Raw genomic sequence first — 19,830 nt, 5'->3', positions numbered from 1 at the left:
GAGAATTTTAATGAGAAATAATATCGACGGTCATTTTTTATTGATTGGTTTAATGGCCTACCCAATTCGTCATAGCTTATCGCCACAAATGCAAAATACCCTCTATGCTAAGCTTGATATCCCTTATGTCTATTTAGCCTTCGAAGTTGATCAAGAAAAGTTACCCGATGCAATAAAAGGGCTTCGTGCTTTAGGGCTACGTGGTAGTGCAGTATCGATGCCAAATAAACAATTGGTCTGCCAATATCTTGATAAATTAACCCCGGCAGTTGAAATGAGTGGCGCTTGCAATACGATCTCTAATGATAACGGCGTACTTACCGGTTACAACACCGACGGCATTGGGTATATGCGCATGCTTAAAGAAGCCGGTGTTGATGTGATAGGCAAAAAAATGACCATTTTAGGTGCCGGTGGCGCGGCAACGGCGATTGTGGTACAAGCAGCACTTGACGGTGTGAAAGAGATTGCAATCTTTAATCAGAAAGATGAGTGCTACGCCAAAATCGAAGCGGTTGCTAAAAAATTAAATGAAAATACGCAATGTAAAGTATCTGTCACCGACCTTGCCGATACGGAGCAACTTCGCCAGGCGATCGCCACAAGTCAAGTGCTTTGTAACGCAACCGGTGTCGGTATGAAACCATTAGAAGGTCAAAGTTTAATTACCGATCCAACCATGTTAAGACCGGATCTGGTGGTGACTGACTGTATTTATAGTCCACGAAAAACCAAATTACTTGAAATCGCCGAAAAGCAAGGCTGCAAAACATTAAATGGTATTGGTATGATGCTATGGCAAGGCGCTGCGCAAATTAAAATTTGGACGGGTGAAGATGCGCCAATCGACTATGTAAAAGAAAAAATGGGATTTAATGATTAATAATTACGCAGGCTAATAACTTACTTTTAACTGATTTATCATACGCTTTAACCGGCTTTTAGATTAAGCAGATAATTAAAGGTAAGTTATCAGATTAATCTATGCTATTGTCTTATTTGAAATAAGCTATGTGGCATTATTGATTATTAACCTAACTTTTGGCAAACAGGATTGAAAATGAAAACAGTTACTATTAAACAGCTTGAAATCGGTACCGGCGCACCGAAAATTATCGTACCTGTAGTGGGTAAAACCGAAGCAGAACTGCTCGATGAAATTAAATTTTTGCAATCTATTGATTTTGATGTCCTTGAGTGGCGTGTTGATCACTTCAGCCAAGTCGATGATATTGATGCAGTAAAAGCAGTTGCTAAACAAATCGGACAATTACTCCCCAATAAGCCGATACTCTTTACCTTCCGAACAGCAAACGAAGGCGGGGTAAAACCATGGCCACTTAGCGATTATATCCGGTTAAACAAAGAAATGGCCAGCAGTGGACTTGTCGATCTGATCGATGTTGAAGTGTTTATTGGTGATGAGTATGTCAAAGAGATTATTGACGTTGCACACCAACATCATGTCTTTGTGGTCAGCTCTAATCACGACTTTGAAAAAACCCCGGCACAAAGCGATATTGTCGCTCGATTACGAAAAATGCAGGACTTAGGGGCAGATATTCCGAAAATTGCAGTGATGCCAAAATCGACAGATGATGTGTTAACGCTACTTGCCGCCACCACTGAAATGAACGAAAAGTATGCAACCCAGCCAATTATCACCATGTCAATGGCAGGGTTAGGCGCAGTTAGCCGTATAGCTGGCACAACATTTGGTTCAGCAATGACATTTGGTGCGGCAAAAAATGCTTCGGCCCCCGGGCAACTTGATGTCAAAGAGTTACGTTATATTTTAGATGTGTTGTATCGAAGTCGCAGTTAAATAAATAGGTCGTTAAATAGATAGGTAGTTAAATAGATAGCTAAATAGATAGTTAAATTAATCGCGCAATAAATAATTAAATATTTAGCTAAATTATTATCGCAACACTGTTTAAACAATAATAAGCAATAAATAACAAGCAAAAACCGTTTACTTAGCGGTCGTTAACAAGTTTACGAAATAGGAGTTTTTTATGAGCCAAAGTTGGTTAGGGTTAGAAAATGATGTCTGTGTCGTCACTGGCGCTATGGGCGGTATGGGGTTAGAAATATGCCGTGAATTTGCTAAACAAAAAGCAAATTTGGTATTGATCGATTTAGATGAAGCCAAATGCCAACAATTTGCCAAAGAGCTCACAAAGCAGTATGGAATACAAGCGATCGGTATTGCGTGTAACACCACAATTGAAGAACAGGTTGATGCCGCTGTTGCCAAAGTAAAACAAGTATTCGGTCGCTGTGATGTGCTGGTTAACACCGCGGCTATTTTGCGTTTTTGTCCCATTGAGGATTTGCCACTTGATGAATGGAAAACGACAGTCAATATTAATTTAACCGGTTATTTTTTAATGTCACAACGCTTTGGGCGCTTGATGATTGAGCAAAAATCGGGGCGTATGGTGCATATCTCAACCGTTGCTTCTCATACACCCGAAACATACAGTGGCGCTTATAGTCCAACTAAAGCCGGGGTATCAATGCTATCTAAACAGTTTGCTGCAGAATGGGGGCAATTTGGTATTCGCAGTAATGCAGTATGCCCGTGCTTTGTCAAAACGCCGTTATCAAGAAAATTCTATGAAGATAAAGAAGTTGAACAGGGGCGAACACGTATGATAGCCAGCCGACGTATTGGTGAAACCATTGATATTGCCAACGCCGTTTTATATTTAGCCAGTAAACGTTCGGATTACTCTAACGGAACTGAGCTAGTTGTCGACGGTGGGTATGAAGTGATGTTAGGCGATTTAGTGCCTCGTCCGGGTGGGCGTCGTCAATTTGCCATTGAACAGCATGCAGCACTTAATGCGAATAAAAAATAGTAAACCGCAACGGCAAATAGCTATTGTCAAGATAGCTTATATTAGCGGTCATGAATATTAAAAGTTAACTCATAATCAATGATAACAAACGAAAGAATATAGGGAGCTTCGATGAGTGAATTGTCAATCATCGCAATACATCACGTTAAACCGGCTTTTGTTGAAGCATACCGCCAAGCGGCCGAGCAAATAATTGCGCTTAGCAGAAAAGAATCAGGTTGTGTTGCCTATGATCTGGGCATTGATTTGAGCGATTCTAATACGTTTATCTTTACTGAAACATGGGCGAGCAGGCAAGCGTTAGAGCATCATCAAAACACAGCGCATTTTTTAGCATTTAAAACGTTTCTCAATGACAAATTAGTCGGTAGAGAGTGTTATATAACAAAAAAATTTAATTAACTAAGTTAGTTATTTCACATGGCTCGCATCGAGCAACAGATGCGAGCCATTATCGTTTTAAGTGATTTATAGATAAAATGAATCGATTTAATAAAATTAATAAAATATATATATAAAATTTTTCATCAATAATTTTTTAAAACCCAAAAAATATTTAACGGATATTAAGAAAATTATTTAATAAAAAGGAGCCAAATATGCCTAATCTTTCAGCTATATTTGAACCGTTCGTGATTAACAGAACAACTATTCGTAACCGGATTGTTATGCCGCCTATTGGCACCAACTTCGCCACCCTTAACGGGGAAATGGTTGAAGACCATATTCAGTACTACGAACAACGAGCAAAAGGCGGGACTGGGCTTATTATCCTTGAAAATGTCTGTGTTGATTTTCCCTATGGTACCAATGGCACAACCCAACTGAGAATCGATAATGATCAGTATATCCCCGGCCTGTTTAAATTTACCGAGCGGATGCATAAACATGGCGCATCGGTTGCCGTGCAAATTAATCATGCCGGCGCATCAGCCTATCCCGGTCGTTTAAATGGTTTACAACCGATTTCATCGTCCAATATTCCGTCTAAAACCGGCGGTAATGTGCCAAGACCGGCAACGGTTGAAGAGCTTAATGAAATTGTTAAACAATACGGGCTTGCCGCTCAACGTGCTCAGCGGGCAGGCTTTGATGCCGTTGAAATTCATGGTGGGCACTCTTATTTGCTGAGTCAATTTTTATCACCAATCTATAATCGGCGTACCGATGAATTTGGTGGCAGCGCAGAAAATCGCTCTCGCCTTATTCGAATGGTTATTGATGAGATCCGCACAAAAGTTGGACCACATTTCCCAATTTTATTACGCATTAGTGCAGTTGATTTTGTCGACGGCGGCAATAGTTTAGATGATACGTTAGAAATTCTTCAATACCTTGCTGACGGGGTGGATGTGTTTGATGTGTCAGCAGCACAAAATGATACGATTCAATTTCAAATCGATCAGATGAACTTACCGGACGGCTGGCGTGCTTATATGGCTAAAGCCGTGCGTGATAAATTTAATAAACCAACAATTGCATCGGGTAATTTTCGCGATCCGGCAATTATTGCTAAAACCATTGAAGAAGGCACCGCTGATTTTGTGGTGTTGGGTCGTGGGTTGATTGCAGAGCCTTATTGGGTTGAAAAAGTGCAAAATAATGAACTTGATACGTTAAGAAAATGTATCTCGTGCAATATTGGTTGTGCCGATCATCGTATCGCTCGTTCTAAACCGATTCGCTGCACGGTTAATCCCGATATTATTAGCTACGAAGACTACAAACGTTATCAAATTTCAACACCAATTAATGTTGTGGTTATTGGCGGCGGAACGGCAGGTCTTGAAGCAGCATGCAGCGCAGCTGAAGTTGGCTGTAAAGTCACTTTATTTGAGGAAAAACCTTTTTTAGGTGGACTTTCAATGATGATTTCACGCTTTCCTTATAAAGCACGCATTGCCGATTTACCTAAATTTTTAATTAATCGGGCAAAAAAATTAAAAAATCTGACCATTAAGCTAAATACGACAGCAACACCAGAAGTTATCGAAAGTCTTAAGCCAGACTTAGTGGTGAGTGCTACCGGTTCAAAGCCCCTTTTGCCACCAATTAAAGGCTTGCAAGCTCAACTGCAATCGAATAATCGTAAGGTGTTTTCGATCTTCGATATTATGCAAGATTTTTCACAATTTACCGATATTCCTAATAAAAAAGTGGTGGTGATTGGTGGTGGCGCCGTCGGTTTGGATGTAGTGGAATATTTCTCAGAAAACAAGGCTAAAGATGTTTCGATTGTCGAAATGAAATCTGCTATGGCAGAAGATTTAGATTATATTGGTCGAATTTCCATGATGACAATGCTTAATCACAATGGAGTAAATGTTCATTTATCAACGACTTTATTAGAAGTTGCCGACGATTACTTTTTGGTAAGCGATAAAGACGGCAACCAATTTAAACTACCTTTCGATTACGGTTTTGTTTGTCTGGGTATGCAAAGTGAAAATACTTATAGCGCTGCATTTATTGAGCACGCCAAAGCACATAACTATATTTTTCATAAAATTGGTGATAATAAGCAGGCTCGCAAACTTATTGACGGAATGCGTGAAGGACGAGATGTGATCACCTTAATTCAACGCTTAGAAAGAATCAAAGCCAACAAAGTACGTGGAGTTGATATCAATAAACCTTTATAATACGCTGTTATGATAACCGAATTTTCAAGCAGTTGAACGCACATAGCTGAAAGATTGTGCAAATTTGCTTACGGTTGAACTTTAACAAGTATATACTTAATTAGGCTCTCTGATTGAAAATAATGAGAGCTAATAATTTTTTATGGCTTAAACGCTCATTTCATATCGGGTTGGCGAATTAACCTTAAGTTATTTAAGTATATCATTAGCAGTAAATTAAGAGGTTTATCTTTATGTTTCCTTGGTGGACTAAAATCTATTTGTCACTAATTCAGATCCCGGTTAAGCTTTTTGTCAAAAGCAAACCGATTCCGACCGATCCAATTACTGAATTAGATTTGGATACCAATAGACCTATCTTATATGTACTACCTTATAACTCTCAGATCGATTTAATGGTCGTTCGTTCGCTGTGTTTACGTTATGATTTACCTGATCCATTAAAAGGCATCGATATTAATGGCAAAATTGTGCCGGCTTTTATCTATATTGATAAAGGTCCTGGCTTTTTTGCTTCTAACCAGCTGCAAAATATGTCTATCGATATTTTAAAAGACTATATTTCGGCGCATCAGCAAAATGAAGATCTGGATATCCAAATGTTACCGGTTTCGGTTATGTTTGGACGTAGCCCGGATAAAGAAGGTAAAAAGAAACCTACGTTGCAAGTGCTTGGTGCAACTTATAAATTATATAAAATCATTGTATCAGGTCGAGACTGCTATACCCGTTTTTCCCGTACAGTATCGTTTAAAGCTTTACAGAATGATAAGCAGCAAGATATTTCGGTATTAGCTCATAAATTGGCTCGTGTTGCCCGCATTCACTTTGCTAAACAGAGAATGGCTTCAGTCGGACCTAAATTGCCGGTCAGACAAGAGATGCTCAACGGTTTACTTAAAAAACCGGGATTAGCTGAAGCGATCGAAGAAGAAGCGAAAAGTAAAAATATCAGTCAAGAGAAAGCGCAAAGAAATGCGTTAGCGATGTTAAATGAGATTGCCGCTAACTTTTCTTACCGAATGCTGCGTATCACCGATTTTGTACTGACTTGGGCATGGAATAGGCTCTATCAAGGCTTAAAAGTTACCAATGCTGACCCGGTGCGAGAACTGGCTCAAAATGGTCATGAAATTGTCTACGCACCTTGTCATCGAAGCCATATGGATTACCTGTTATTATCCTATGTTCTGTATCGTCAAGGATTAGTGCCACCACATATTGCCGCTGGTATTAATCTAAATTTCTGGCCTGCAGGTCCGATTTTTAGACGATTAGGGGCATTTTTTATTCGCCGTTCGTTTCGAGGCAATAAACTTTATACTTCTGTTTTTCGGGAATATCTTGCTGAACTATTTATCCGTGGTTATGCGGTTGAATACTTTATCGAGGGGGGCCGTTCACGTACCGGTCGATTGCTCGATCCGAAAACGGGTATGTTAATGATGACCGTTCAAACACTTTTGCGTGGCGATGCAAGGCCGATCACTATTGTTCCGGTCTATATCGGCTACGAGCATGTTTTAGAAGTTGCCACTTATGCCAATGAACTGCGTGGCGCTCAAAAAAAGAAAGAGAGTTTATGGCGCACCATTAAAGCCTTTTTAAAACTGAAAAAATTGGGTTATGGTTATGTCAATTTTGGCCACCCTATACCTTTAAACCAATTTTTAACGCAACAAGTTCCGCAATGGCGAGATGCTATCGAACCAACCGGCACAGTGCGCCCAAACTGGCTGACACCAACAACCAATTTGTTAGCTAAAGAGATTATGGAGCGCATTAACTCATCAGCGGCAATTAATGCGATGAACTTATGTTGCTCGATCTTATTAGCAGCCGATCAACGAGCGCTAACTAAAGTGAGATTGCTTGAGCATATCAGTTATTTGATTAAACTATTTAAAAGCATTCCTTATTCGGATTTGATAACCATTCCCGATCAGACGCCCGAAGAGTTATTCGAGCATGCTAAACAAATGGGTAAATTTGTCATCACAACCGATGAAGCGGGTGAAATTGTTGGGCTTACAGCCGAACAAGCCATTTTAATGACGTATTACCGCAACAATATTCAACATTTGTTAATTATTCCGGCCATTGTTGCCAGAATTTTGTTAAAGCATAATCGAATCTCATCACAAGAGGTTGTTGAGCAAGTGAAATTGCTGTTCCCGTTAATTAAATCGGAACTGTTTCTTTATCATAACGATGAGCAATTAACTCAATATGTTCATCAGATCATTGACGCTTATGCTGAGTTGAATTTGATCAGTTATTCTCCGGATAAATTAACATTGAATTATTTAAAAATGTCGGGATTGCAATTACTCTCTTCATCTTCTAAAGATACATTACAGCGTTACGTTATTGCTTTTTCGTTACTGCAAAAAGATCCAAGCATTAGCCGAGGCACGCTAGAGAAAGAAGCACGCCTTATTGCTGAAAGATTATCAGTTTTACATGGTATTAATGCACCTGAATTTTTCGATAAAGGCGTTTTTTCAGCATTGGTCAGTTCAATGCGAGAACAGGGTTACTTAGATGATAAAGGCGATGCTAACTTGCCGAAAATTGAGGCAATGAATAACATTCTTAAACCCCTTATCACCGCCCGAGTGATGCAAACGATTGATGAAATTAATCCACTTGATAAGTAGATAAATTAACGCCTATTTTGGATAATCTTGCTCATGAACTTCCCATGAGCAAGACAATAATACAATACTTCATTTTTTTACACTAAAACACAGCTTAAATCTTAATTTTTTGCATGAATAATCGAGATTATTCAACAGATTTCTATTTTTTTTATTAATTCAGCCCCATTTATTTGACATATGTCAAAACTTTACATTTTTGTACTTGTTTTTCCCTTTATTTCCGGTCAATTAAATATTATCATTACAATTAATAGGGATGTTTTTTACTGCTTCCAACATAATAAATTTAATAATGTAATGTCAGCTTTTTAAGGAGTTCATATGCTATTTAACCGTAGACAGTTCTTTAAGATCTGTGCTGGTGGCATGGCAGGAACAACGGTTGCTACGTTGGGATTTGCGCCCAATGTAGCGCTTGCACAAACTCGCCAATATAAACTATTAAAATCAAAAGAAACACGCAATAACTGCACCTATTGTTCGGTAGGATGTGGCATGTTGCTCTATAGTCGTGGGGATGGTGCTAAAAATGCCGAGTCTTCGATTTTTCATATTGAAGGCGATCCTGATCATCCGGTGAGTCGAGGTTCTCTTTGTCCGAAAGGTGCTGGTGTGCTTGATTATATTAAAAGCGAGCAACGGGTTAAATATCCGGAATATCGAGCGCCAGGCTCTGATAAGTGGCAACGCATTAGTTGGGATGACGCAATAGACCGTATCGCTCGCTTAATGAAAGCTGACCGAGACAAAAATTTTATCGAGAAAAATAAACAAGGTACCACCGTTAATCGCTGGACAACAACTGGTTGGGCGGTAACCTCAGCAGCCAGTAATGAAACAGGTTGGTTAGCGTTTAAAATTGCCCGTTCACTGGGTATGTTAAGCCTTGAAACGCAAGCTAGGGTCTGCCATGGTCCTTCGGTATCAAGCTTAGCGGCAACCTATGGTCGTGGCGCCATGACCAACAATTGGAATGATATTAAAAATGCCAATGTGGTTATTGTTATGGGCGGTAATGCGGCTGAAGCGCACCCGGTTGGCTTTAAATGGGCTATTGAAGCAAAAATTTCAAATGGCGCCGAACTGATTGCTATTGATCCACGGTTTCATCGAACAGCTTCGGTAGCTGACCATTATGTCCCCATTCGTTCCGGCTCTGATATTGCTTTTTTACTTGGGGTGATTAATTATCTGATCACGCATAACGAAGTTAATTTTGAATATTTAGTCACCCATAGTAATGCCAGCTTACTAGTTCGGGATGATTTTAATTTTGATGAAGCTTCCGGACTATTTAGTGGTTATGATGCGGCTAATCGTCAGTATGATCAGACCAGTTGGGCTTACCAAAAAGATGGCAATGGCTACGCCTTAAGAGATAAAACCCTTAGCCATCCGCGTTGTGTTTGGAATCTGCTTAAAAAACATGTCAGCCGCTATACGCCGGAAATGGTTAATCAAATAACCGGTAGCCCGATTGACAATTTTTTACACGTTTGTCGTTCTTTAGCTAGCACCAAAACCAATGATAGAGCTGCGACATTTTTATATGCGTTAGGTTGGACACAACACACTTATGGCACCCAAATTATCCGCACAGCGGCAATGATTCAACTGATTTTAGGTAATATTGGCGTTATGGGCGGAGGCATTAATGCCTTGCGTGGACACTCTAACATTCAAGGTTTAACCGATGTGGGCTTGCTATCCAATCGCCTGCCAGCTTATCTTGATTTACCAAAAGAATCGCAAGTTTCACTTGAGCAGTATTTAGATGAAAAAACCCCAAAACCGCTTGGTCCCAACGAGGTCAATTTTTGGGGGAATTATCCTAAATTCTTTATCAGCTTTATGAAATCCATGTATGGCGATAAAGCCACAAAAGAGAATAATTGGGGATTTGATTGGCTACCTAAGTGGGATCAAACTTACGACATGTTGCGATTTAGTAAAATGATGCGTGACGGCCAAGCTAATGGTTTTATCTGCCAAGGCTTTAATCCACTTGCAGCTTTACCGGATAAAAACAGCATTCGTGAAGGGTTATCTAATTTAAAATTTTTAGTGAGCATAGACCCGCTACCAACCGAAACAGCCGAATTTTGGAAAAATCATGGTGAGTCTAACGATGTTGATTCTAGCAAAATCCAAACTGAAGTCTTTAGGCTACCTTCGAACTGTTTTGCCGAAGAGAACGGCACAATCGTTAACTCTTCACGCTTGTTACAATGGCACTGGGCGGCGGCAAGGCCTCCATATGAATCCCTTTACGATCCGGAAATCATTGCTCGTATCTATTTAAGAATTAAAGAGCTATATGCCCTTGAAGGTGGAGCTTATCATGAAGCTATCGATAATCTAACCTGGGATTATCAAGATCCAGAAGGACCAGCAGCCGAAGAGTTAGCCAAAGAGTGTAATGGTCGAGCGCTAGCCGATCTCACTGATGCTAATGGCAATGTGGTACTGAAAAAAGGACAATTATTGAGCGGATTTGCTCAATTAAAAGCCGACGGTACCACCTCTTCAGGTATTTGGATTTTCTGTGGCTCATGGACTGAACAAGGCAACCAAATGGCGCGGCGAGATCCTAGCGATCCGTCCGGTAAAGGTGTGCATGCCGGCTGGGCGTGGGCTTGGCCAATGAATCGCCGAGTACTGTACAACCGTGCTTCTGCTGATGAGAATGGTAATCCATGGGATCCTAAACGGGTATTAGTTAAATGGAATGGCTCAAGTTGGGTGGGTAATGATGTCGCCGATTTTACCGCTACATTACCACCGAGTTCAGGCGCTGGCGCATTTATTATGAATAACGACGGTTTAGGCGGATTATTTTGCTTAAATCGGTTAGTTGACGGACCTTTCCCGGAGCATTATGAACCGTTTGAAACACCAATTTCAAATAACCCTATGCATCCAAAACAAGTCAGTAGTCCGGTTGCGAGAGTATTTAAAGAAGATTTAGCTCGCTTAGGTAGCGCCAATGATTTCCCTTATGTCGGCACCACTTACAGTATTACTGAACACTTCCATTTTTGGACTCAACATGCAAGGCTAGCCTCAATTACGCAACCAGAGCAATTTATTGAGCTTAGCGAGAATTTAGCAAGTAAAAAAGGCATAAAACTGGGCGATATGGTTAAAGTCACTTCATATCGAGGCTATATCAAGGCTAAAGCAGTTGTCACTAAACGCCTGCCAACTTTAACAGTTGACGGTAAAGAGATCGAAACTATTGGCATTCCTATTGTATGGGGATTTACCGGCCAGACGAAAAAAGGATTTTTGGTCAATGAGTTAACACCGCACTTAGGTGATGCTAATTCACAAACGCCTGAGTATAAATCGTTTTTAGTCAATATCGAAAAAGTTACCACAGCGGCATAGGGAGGAAGATTTAGTTATGTCATTACAAACTCAAGATATTATTCGCCGCTCAGCAACCAATGCTTTAACACCGGCGCCACGAGCTCGGGACTACCAGCAAGAGGTAGCCAAATTAATCGATGTCACAACTTGCATCGGCTGTAAAGCCTGCCAAGTTGCGTGTAGCGAATGGAATGATTTACGCGCTGAAGTTGGTCATACCGTTGGTGTGTATGATAATCCCGCTGATTTAGCACCCAAAGCGTGGACGGTTATGCGCTATTCGGAAGTAGAAGTAAATGGTAAATTCGAATGGTTAATACGCAAAGATGGTTGTATGCACTGTTCCGATCCGGGCTGTTTAAAAGCCTGCCCTTCAGAAGGGGCAATTATACAATATGCCAACGGTATCGTTGATTTTCAGTCAGAACACTGTATTGGCTGTGGCTACTGTATGGCCGGTTGTCCATTTAACATTCCAAGAGTCAGTAAAGAAGATAATCACTCCTATAAATGTACGTTATGTGTCGATCGGGTTTCAGTGGGTCAAGAGCCGGCGTGTGTCAAAACCTGCCCAACCGGCGCCATTCATTTTGGTACTAAGCAAGATATGATTCGCCATGCTGAGCATCGTATTGAAGATCTGAAAAAACGTGGGTTTGAGCATGCCGGGCTTTATGATCCTCAAGGTGTGGGTGGTACGCATGTTATGTATGTGTTACATCATGCTGATCAGCCAGAACTTTATCACGGTTTACCCAAAGATCCGCATATCAGTGACGTTGTTAAATTTTGGAAAGGTGTCTGGAAGCCGATTTCGGCTGCGGCCTTTGTTGCTACATTTGGTGGATTACTATTCCATTATATGGGTGTCGGTGCAATTGAAGTAGATGAAGATGATATTGAACACGAAAAACAAGCCGATCAACAAGCAAGAAAACGTTTAGGCCTACCTATTTTGGGTCGAAAAAATAATATCGATTCATCACAACAGGAGAATCACCATGAATAAAAAAGGAATGATATTAAGAACACCGCTTATTGTTCGCTTTTGCCACTGGTGTATGGTGTGCTTGTTTATTTTAACTGCGCTTTCAGGTTTATCTTTGTTTTTTCCGTCGATTAAACTATTTAGCTTAGTGCTCGGAACACCACAATTAGTTAGGGCATTACATCCAATTATTGGTTGTGTTGTTTTTGTACTGTTGATGTTAATGTTTTTAAAACTGGCTCATCATAACATCCCCAATAAAAACGATATTATTTGGATTAAAAACTTCAAAAGCGTCATTATGGGTAAAGAAGAAGGTATTCCGATAGGCAAATACAATATTGGGCAAAAGTTTTTATTCTGGTGCATTATGGGCTTAATTTCGGTCTTGTTTATTACCGGTATGATCATGTGGCGTAGATACGTTTCAGATTATTTCCCGGTTTATATTGTCCGTATTGCGATATTTTTCCATTCACTTGCCGCAATCGCTTTAATTCTACTTGCTATCGGTCACGCTTATATGGCTATTTGGGTTAAAGGCTCGATCAAAGGGATGATTACAGGTTATGTATCAAGAGCATGGGCACGTAAAAATCACTCAGCATGGTATGAGGAGGAAATGCAACAGCTTTATCAACAAGAACTGAAAGAAAATTCAGACAGCAAAACTGAGCAGGCAGCGCAAAGTGATCAAAAACCGGCTGAAATATAATTAAAACTATCCGCTGATACCTGTCGGCGGAAGTTTCTTAATTGACAATAAATCATGGTTAATATATCAATTACAGGTAAGCAATAATGAGTATAAAAATTGTTCCACAAGCACAACTCGAACAACACAATTTCAATTCAGTTATTAAACAAATCCCGTTAGTTTTTTATCCTTCTGCAAAAACGCTTTATACTCATCGAGTCAAACGTTTACAAGCATTAGCCCGAAAAAGCCCATTTAGTGATTATTTAAATTTCTGTCTTCAAATAGCCCAGCAACAAGCTAATTTAGTAAAACAACAACCAGTTGAGCTTCACCAATCAATCCCGTTAAATAACGATAATCCACCATTAAGTTTAAAAAATTTACCATTAAGCGATGTGTGGCAAAAATATTTAAATCAATTGTTACAAGCCATTTCCGACACAACCCCGCAAATTACATTGGTCATTGAGTCACTGCTTAAAAATAGTGCTGAGCAACTACAGCAAAAAGCGCTTTATTTACTCAATGGTAAGCTCAATAAGGTAGAAGGTAATGAATCGATATTTATTTGGTCGGCGCTTTCGCTTTACTATTGCCAGTTAGCTAGCCAAATTAAAGGTAAAGCGGTTGCGGAAAATACCGATAACAGTTGGTTATGTCCTGTTTGTAATAGTATGCCGGTGGCAAGTGTTATTCAAATTGGCGGTAATAATGGTTTACGTTACTTACATTGTAGTTTGTGTGAAAGTGAGTGGTATGTACCGCGAGTAAAATGTACCAGTTGTGATGATTTACAACATATAGAATATTTTTCACTGGATAATACATTAGCCGCCATTAAAACGGAATGTTGTCATGCTTGTCAAAGCTATCTGAAAATCTTTGATCAAGATAAAGACCCACATTTAGAAGTGATTGCTGATGATATCGCTTCATTAATTTTAGATATAAAAACCGAAGAAGAAGGATTTGCTAAAAGTGGGATCAATCCGTTTATTTTTGGTAACTAATCGTTGATTGCTTTATATTATTGCTATTAAACATTAGTCAGCGATTAGATGTTTGCCAATTGTATTTGGTTATTCAACATCCGATGATAGCTGATCGACAAATAATCGTTAGACGACCCAGTTATCTTAATTAAGTACAAAGTAAATAAAAATAAAATACAACTTAACATTTGCAAATAATAAGACTAGAATTAGAACCACTGTACTAGTTTATGAGTGTAATCTATGAAACGTTATTTTTTATTGTTTGTTATGTTAATCATTGCGCCATTTTTCAGTTCGGCCAATACGGTTAAAAATGTCGCTATAACGGCGATTGTTGAACACCCTTCGTTAGATCAGATTCGTGATGGCGTTAAAGACGAATTAGTAGAAAGTGGCTTTAAATTAGACCAAGATCTAAAAGTGCAATATAAAAGTGCGCAAGGAAGTAGCGCTACCGCAGCCCAAATAGCCAGACAATTTGTTGCAGCTAAACCCGATGTAATTGTCGCAATCGCAACGCCAAGTGCTCAAGCTACTGCGGCGGCAACGAAACAAATTCCGGTTGTTTTTGCCGGGATCACCGACCCGATAGCGGCAAAATTAATAAAAGATTGGCAACCAAGTGGCACCAATATTACGGGCGTGTCGGATTATCAAGAAATTGTGCCACAGGTCGATTTCATGAAAAAAATTGTCCCTAACGTTAAATCAGTTGGGTATATTTATAGCCCAAACGAAATTAACTCCACTGTCGTATTAAAAAATTTACAAGCTGAGTTAACTAAACACAATATCGCTTTAGTCGCCGTGCCAGCACAACGAACAGCCGATATTTCAACTGCTGCAAATACCCTAAAAGGTAAAGTTGATCTTATCTATACGACCACTGATAATAATGTGGTTTCTGCTTATGATTCTTTAGTAAAATTCGCTAATGAAAATAAAATTCCATTGTTAGCATCTTTCCCCGATGCGATTGAGCGTGGTGCCGTTGCGGCATACGGCATGAGTTATTATGATGTTGGGCGTCAATCCGGGAAACTTGTTGTGCGGATTTTGAAAGGCGAAAAAGCTGGCGATATCAAACCAGAAATTGGTGAAGCATTACGCCTTGTTATAAATACCCAAGCGGCGAAAAAACAAGGGATCACGCTTTCTCCCCAAATTATCGAGTCGGCTTATAAAGTCATTGGCGATAACTAATTGATAACGAAGCGATAACCAGGCGCGAACATTATCAATATCTTTTATACTTTGCTCACGAAACTGAGCAAAGTATAACTTATAGTCACCCCTGATTCACTTCACTAATCTTAACTTATCCCATAAAGTTGATGATGCGCTTAAATTGGTGTTATTTAATCTACCAATAATAGATTGCGTTTTTGCTATCCCCCACTCATAGTGTGTAATAAATTATTTACACCATTACTGTTCTTTTTTTCTAGAAAATTATCTGTTTTTGCTTTATAGTAAATCTATTAATCGCTTAATTGTAAAAAAATTCTTACAGGAGCACCTTATGCGTAATACGATTATAAAATTTTGTATGTTATTAAGCTTATCCATTATGGCTTTCTCATCTTCCGCAGAAACAAATGATGAGCAAAAAAATGTAGCTATCACCGCTATTGTTGAACACCCGGCATTAGATAATGTGCGAAAAGGTGTTGAAGATGAGTTAAAAGACAACGGTTATATTGCGGGTAAAAATCTTAAATTGCAGTTTTTAAGTGCACAAGGTAGTAGTGCTAATGCTGCTCAAATTGCCAAGCAGTTTGCGGCAAGTAAACCGGATGTGATTGTTGGCATCGCAACACCAAGTTCGCAAGCGTTAGTTGCCACAACAAAACTTATCCCAATTGTGTTTACCGCCGTTACCGATCCAGTTGCCGCTAAATTAACAACCAGTTGGGAAGCATCAAAAACAAATGTAACGGGCGTATCTGATGCGCTTTCACTCGATTCACAAATTGATCTGATGTTGAAAATTAAACCCGATGCGAAAAATATTGGCTATGTCTATAGCCCTAGCGAAGTGAATTCAACAATCATTTTAAAAGAGCTTCAAATAGCGTTAGAAAAACGTGGAATGAAAATCATAGCCGCCCCGGCACAACGCACTTCAGATATTTCTACTGCAGCCAGAAGTTTGAAAGGTAAAGTCGATTTGATCTATACTACCACCGATAACAATGTGGTTTCTGCCTATGAAGCTTTGGCTAAAGTTGCTAACGAAAGCAAAATCCCTCTTATTGCCTCAAACCCTGAATCAGCAGAGCGTGGTGCTATTGCCGCTTTAGGTATGAGCTATTATGATCTTGGCCGTCAAGCTGGTAGAATTGTTATTCGAATACTAAATGGTGAAAAACCCGGTGATATTCCGCCGCAAGTGGGGAATATCACACAATTAACAATTAATAAAAAAGCTGCTGAACGACAAGGAATCACATTGTCAGAAGAGGTGTTAAAATCAGCAGAAAATATTATTGAAAAATAACTGTTTATTCTTATTAACTAAACCGCCAATTTTGGCGGTTACTTTTAATGGATCTTTTCATGTCTTTTGAATTTTTATTAGGCTCAATTGGAATTGGACTTATTTATGCCCTTGTGAGTTTAGGTGTATTTATCTCCTTCCGTTTACTTGATTTTCCCGATTTAACCGCTGATGCAAGCTTTCCGCTAGGGGGCGCAGTTTGTGGATTATGTATCTATGTTGGTATCGATCCATGGATTGCAACCTTGCTTGGTATGCTTGCTGGCTGTTTAGCGGGTGCGATGACAGGTTTACTGTACGTTAAACTCAATATTTTACAATTACTTTCAAGTATTATAGTGATGATTGGGCTTTATTCGATCAATCTGCGGATCTTAGGTATTGGTCCATATGTTATGGGTGAAACACCTAGATTAGCAGGCTCACCAAATCTTTCGTTACTGGATGCTAAAACAATATTCTCGCCATTTATTGCGGAAGATTATAGTAATCAATACATCGTACAACCTTTAATGGTACTTGCTTTTGTTGTGGTATTTTGGGTATTACTGAATCTATTTTTAAATACTCAAAAAGGTTTAGCATTAAGGGCGACCGGTACAAATCCACGAATGGCAAAATCGCAAGGAATTCCAACCGGCAGTATCACAATTCTTGGCATGGCAATATCCAATGGCCTAATCGCATTAGGCGGCTCTTTATTTGTTCAAACTCAAGGTGGTGCCGATATTACTATAGGTGTTGGAACAATTGTGATAGGCCTTGCTTCGATTATTATTGGTGAAAGTATCTTTCCAACCAAACGTATATGGGCAGTGATGCTAGCGGTTATTTTTGGCTCTATTTTATATCGTTTATTTATTGCCTTTGCCCTTAGCAATCAATTCTTACAAGATATTGGCGTTGGAACGGAAGATTTAAATCTTATTACAGCAATTTTAGTTGTCCTTGCGCTGGTGTTACCTAAGCAGTTGCAAAAACGTTCAAAGAAAAGAGGAAGTTAACATGATTAAGGTTAGCGATATACAATTAACTTTTAATCAAGGAACACCGATTGAAAATCATGTTTTACGAGGATTAAATCTTAACGTCCGTAAAGGTGAATTTGTTACTATTATTGGTAGTAATGGTGCAGGTAAAAGCTCGTTACTTAATGTTATAAGTGGTGATTTATTTGCTGATTCAGGACATATTATTATCAATGATCAGGATGTTACCCGTTGCCCAGCTTGGAAAAGAGCGGGTATGGTTGCCCGAGTTTTTCAAGATCCTATGGTCGGTACTTGTGAGAACTTAACTATAGAAGAAAATCTAGCCATTGCTTATAACCGTGGTCATAGATTTAGATTAATCCCGGCATTAAATGGTAAACTTCGTGCAATTTTTAAAGACAAGCTAGCTACTTTGAACTTAGGACTTGAAAATCGCCTGTCCGATATGATGGGTTTGCTTTCTGGCGGTCAAAGACAAGCGGTCAGCTTGCTGATGTCGACTTTACAGCCTTCAAAATTACTGTTACTTGATGAACATACTGCCGCCCTTGATCCTAAAACGGCACAGTTTGTTTTAGAACTAACTAATGAAATTGTTGGTCAAAATCAATTAACCACAATGATGGTTACCCATTCAATGAAACAAGCTTTAGAGTATGGAAACAGAACAGTAATGCTTCATCAAGGACAGGTTGTACTTGATGTATCAGGAGAAGAAAGAAGTAAATTAACGGTCACAGACTTGCTTGAAATGTTTGAAAAAACCCGTGGTGAGAAAGTTACCGACGATGCCTTACTATTAGGTTAATCCTTCATATAATAAGCAATATTTCTACCGGAAATATTGCTTGCTACTCTCTATTCCTTTAAATTTTTCTCTAGCTGACGTAGTTTCAATGGCGATCTTATACGCTCACCGTTATCAAAACTAAACCTTATAAACTCTCATGAAAGTAAGTAGGTAGATACCCTCTAAAACATATTTATCAACATTTAAAGCTCATGCCTTATTGTTCCAATAATATGCCTTTCTCTTTGTGCCTGTAATCACTTTAGTTAACCAAAATAAATATATTCTCTCTATTCTTTCAAATTTTTCTCTAGCTGACGGTTTTTCAATGATGATCTTATACACTCACCGTTATCAGAACCAAATCTTTATAAACTCTCATTAAAGTAAGTTCATAAATTGCCTCTAAGACATATTTATCAATATCAAAAGCCCATGCCTTATTGTTCCAATAATATGCCTTTCTCTTTGTGCCGGTAATCACTTTAGCTAACCCAAATAAATACACTTTTGAATGTGAGTTTATTTAATGACAGATCTAATACTATATACTGACAAGATCTTAAATGTGCAACAATGAATAGTTAGTAGTTTACTTTTACAGCCATTCGTCTTATTGGTAGTTATCATAAGCATGACATAGATTTGTCTTAATTTAAATGAACTATATTTGAGATATAAAAAAATAGAAATAGGATAATTGGGTATTGGTTAATTAGGTAATTGATTAATTGAATAATTGAATAATTGAATAATTGAATAATTGAATAATTGAATAATTGAATAAATGGGAAATATCCAATTAAATGTTAATTATGCGGGAAACCACAAGTTAATGTGAACGATAATTTGGGAAAAAAGTGATGACTAATTGATTATCCAATGTTTTTATGTAATCAAATTAATAATCTATTCATATTCAGATTGGCAACAACAAATAGCAAAAAAGCCCAGCATTTCTGCTGGGCTTTCGCTCTAATTTAAAAGTCTGGCGGCACCCTACTCTCACATGGGTAATACCCACACTACCATCGGCACTACGGCGTTTCACTTCTGAGTTCGGCATGGGGTCAGGTGGGACCACCGCGCTATTACCGCCAGACATATTCTGTCTTCTCTTTCTTCAATTGATGCGCATTATCGCATGTCTGCATCAATCGCTCAATCCGGAACAAACTGTTTTATCAATCTTTCATCACCTTTCGATGAGTTCTTACTCTTTCAACTTCACGTAATCCAAAACAACTCCGAGTTGTAAGGTTAAGACTCTCGGTTCATTAGTATCAGTTAGCTCAATGTATCACTACACTTACACACCTGA

At 39.0% G+C, this 19,830-nt stretch carries 14 protein-coding genes and 1 rRNA gene; 14 read left to right on the top strand and 1 reads right to left on the bottom strand.

What is annotated here, in order from left to right; translation table 11 throughout:
* Positions 1–10 precede the first annotated feature (10 nt).
* The 14 genes from J3U74_RS08140 (at position 11) to J3U74_RS08075 (ending at position 18,527) form a co-directional block, all read left to right on the top strand.
* The gene (locus J3U74_RS08140; RefSeq protein ID WP_220218280.1) at positions 11–883 is read left to right on the top strand and encodes a shikimate dehydrogenase; all 873 of its coding nucleotides are present in this window, start codon (positions 11–13) and stop codon (positions 881–883) included.
* A gap of 177 nt (positions 884–1,060) precedes the next feature.
* Positions 1,061–1,825: a type I 3-dehydroquinate dehydratase gene (gene aroD / locus J3U74_RS08135; RefSeq protein WP_267329172.1), complete on the top strand. Its 765-nt coding sequence runs from the start codon at positions 1,061–1,063 to the stop codon at positions 1,823–1,825.
* Between the two features lie 193 nt (positions 1,826–2,018).
* Complete coding sequence (locus J3U74_RS08130) at positions 2,019–2,867, top strand: SDR family NAD(P)-dependent oxidoreductase (protein WP_267329173.1); 849 nt, start codon at positions 2,019–2,021, stop codon at positions 2,865–2,867.
* 111 nt (positions 2,868–2,978) lie between these two features.
* On the top strand, positions 2,979–3,269 hold the full coding sequence (locus J3U74_RS08125) for a putative quinol monooxygenase (protein WP_220218283.1): 291 nt from the start codon (positions 2,979–2,981) through the stop codon (positions 3,267–3,269).
* Between the two features lie 197 nt (positions 3,270–3,466).
* Positions 3,467–5,509 (top strand): FAD-dependent oxidoreductase, encoded by a 2,043-nt coding sequence (locus J3U74_RS08120; protein ID WP_267329174.1) that lies wholly within the window; start codon positions 3,467–3,469, stop codon positions 5,507–5,509.
* A 233-nt stretch (positions 5,510–5,742) separates the two neighbouring features.
* Positions 5,743–8,169 (top strand): glycerol-3-phosphate 1-O-acyltransferase PlsB, encoded by a 2,427-nt coding sequence (gene plsB / locus J3U74_RS08115; protein ID WP_220218285.1) that lies wholly within the window; start codon positions 5,743–5,745, stop codon positions 8,167–8,169.
* Positions 8,170–8,493: 324 nt separating this feature from the next.
* Positions 8,494–11,562: a formate dehydrogenase-N subunit alpha gene (fdnG, locus tag J3U74_RS08110; protein ID WP_267329175.1), complete on the top strand. Its 3,069-nt coding sequence runs from the start codon at positions 8,494–8,496 to the stop codon at positions 11,560–11,562.
* Between the two features lie 16 nt (positions 11,563–11,578).
* Positions 11,579–12,553, top strand: a complete 975-nt coding sequence (gene fdxH, locus J3U74_RS08105; protein WP_294834285.1) for a formate dehydrogenase subunit beta — start codon at positions 11,579–11,581, stop codon at positions 12,551–12,553.
* Entirely contained in the window at positions 12,546–13,247 is a 702-nt protein-coding gene (locus J3U74_RS08100; RefSeq protein ID WP_267329176.1) for a formate dehydrogenase subunit gamma, read from the top strand. Before fdxH ends, J3U74_RS08100 begins: the two co-directional genes overlap by 8 nt.
* An 86-nt stretch (positions 13,248–13,333) precedes the next feature.
* Positions 13,334–14,242 carry a formate dehydrogenase accessory protein FdhE gene (gene fdhE, locus J3U74_RS08095; RefSeq protein WP_267329177.1) on the top strand — a complete coding sequence of 303 codons (909 nt, stop codon included), beginning with the start codon at positions 13,334–13,336 and terminating at the stop codon, positions 14,240–14,242.
* A gap of 225 nt (positions 14,243–14,467) precedes the next feature.
* A complete protein-coding gene (locus tag J3U74_RS08090; protein WP_220218290.1) occupies positions 14,468–15,430 on the top strand; it encodes an ABC transporter substrate-binding protein in 963 nt (320 codons plus the stop codon).
* A gap of 319 nt (positions 15,431–15,749) precedes the next feature.
* Positions 15,750–16,727 (top strand): ABC transporter substrate-binding protein, encoded by a 978-nt coding sequence (locus J3U74_RS08085; protein ID WP_267329178.1) that lies wholly within the window; start codon positions 15,750–15,752, stop codon positions 16,725–16,727.
* 59 nt (positions 16,728–16,786) lie between these two features.
* The gene (locus tag J3U74_RS08080) at positions 16,787–17,731 is read left to right on the top strand and encodes an ABC transporter permease (RefSeq protein ID WP_220218292.1); all 945 of its coding nucleotides are present in this window, start codon (positions 16,787–16,789) and stop codon (positions 17,729–17,731) included.
* Between the two features lies 1 nt (position 17,732).
* Positions 17,733–18,527 (top strand): ABC transporter ATP-binding protein, encoded by a 795-nt coding sequence (locus J3U74_RS08075; protein ID WP_220218293.1) that lies wholly within the window; start codon positions 17,733–17,735, stop codon positions 18,525–18,527.
* A gap of 968 nt (positions 18,528–19,495) precedes the next feature.
* Here J3U74_RS08075 and rrf read toward each other — a convergent pair.
* Positions 19,496–19,611: ribosomal RNA gene (gene rrf, locus J3U74_RS08070) — 5S ribosomal RNA — on the bottom strand.
* Between the last annotated feature and the right edge of the window lie 219 nt (positions 19,612–19,830).

The organism is Gilliamella sp. B3892 (assembly GCF_026536305.1).
Taxonomy (GTDB): domain Bacteria; phylum Pseudomonadota; class Gammaproteobacteria; order Enterobacterales; family Orbaceae; genus Gilliamella.
The sequence above is the reverse complement of the archived record's forward strand: the minus strand, read 5'-3'. Positions and strand labels throughout refer to the sequence as shown.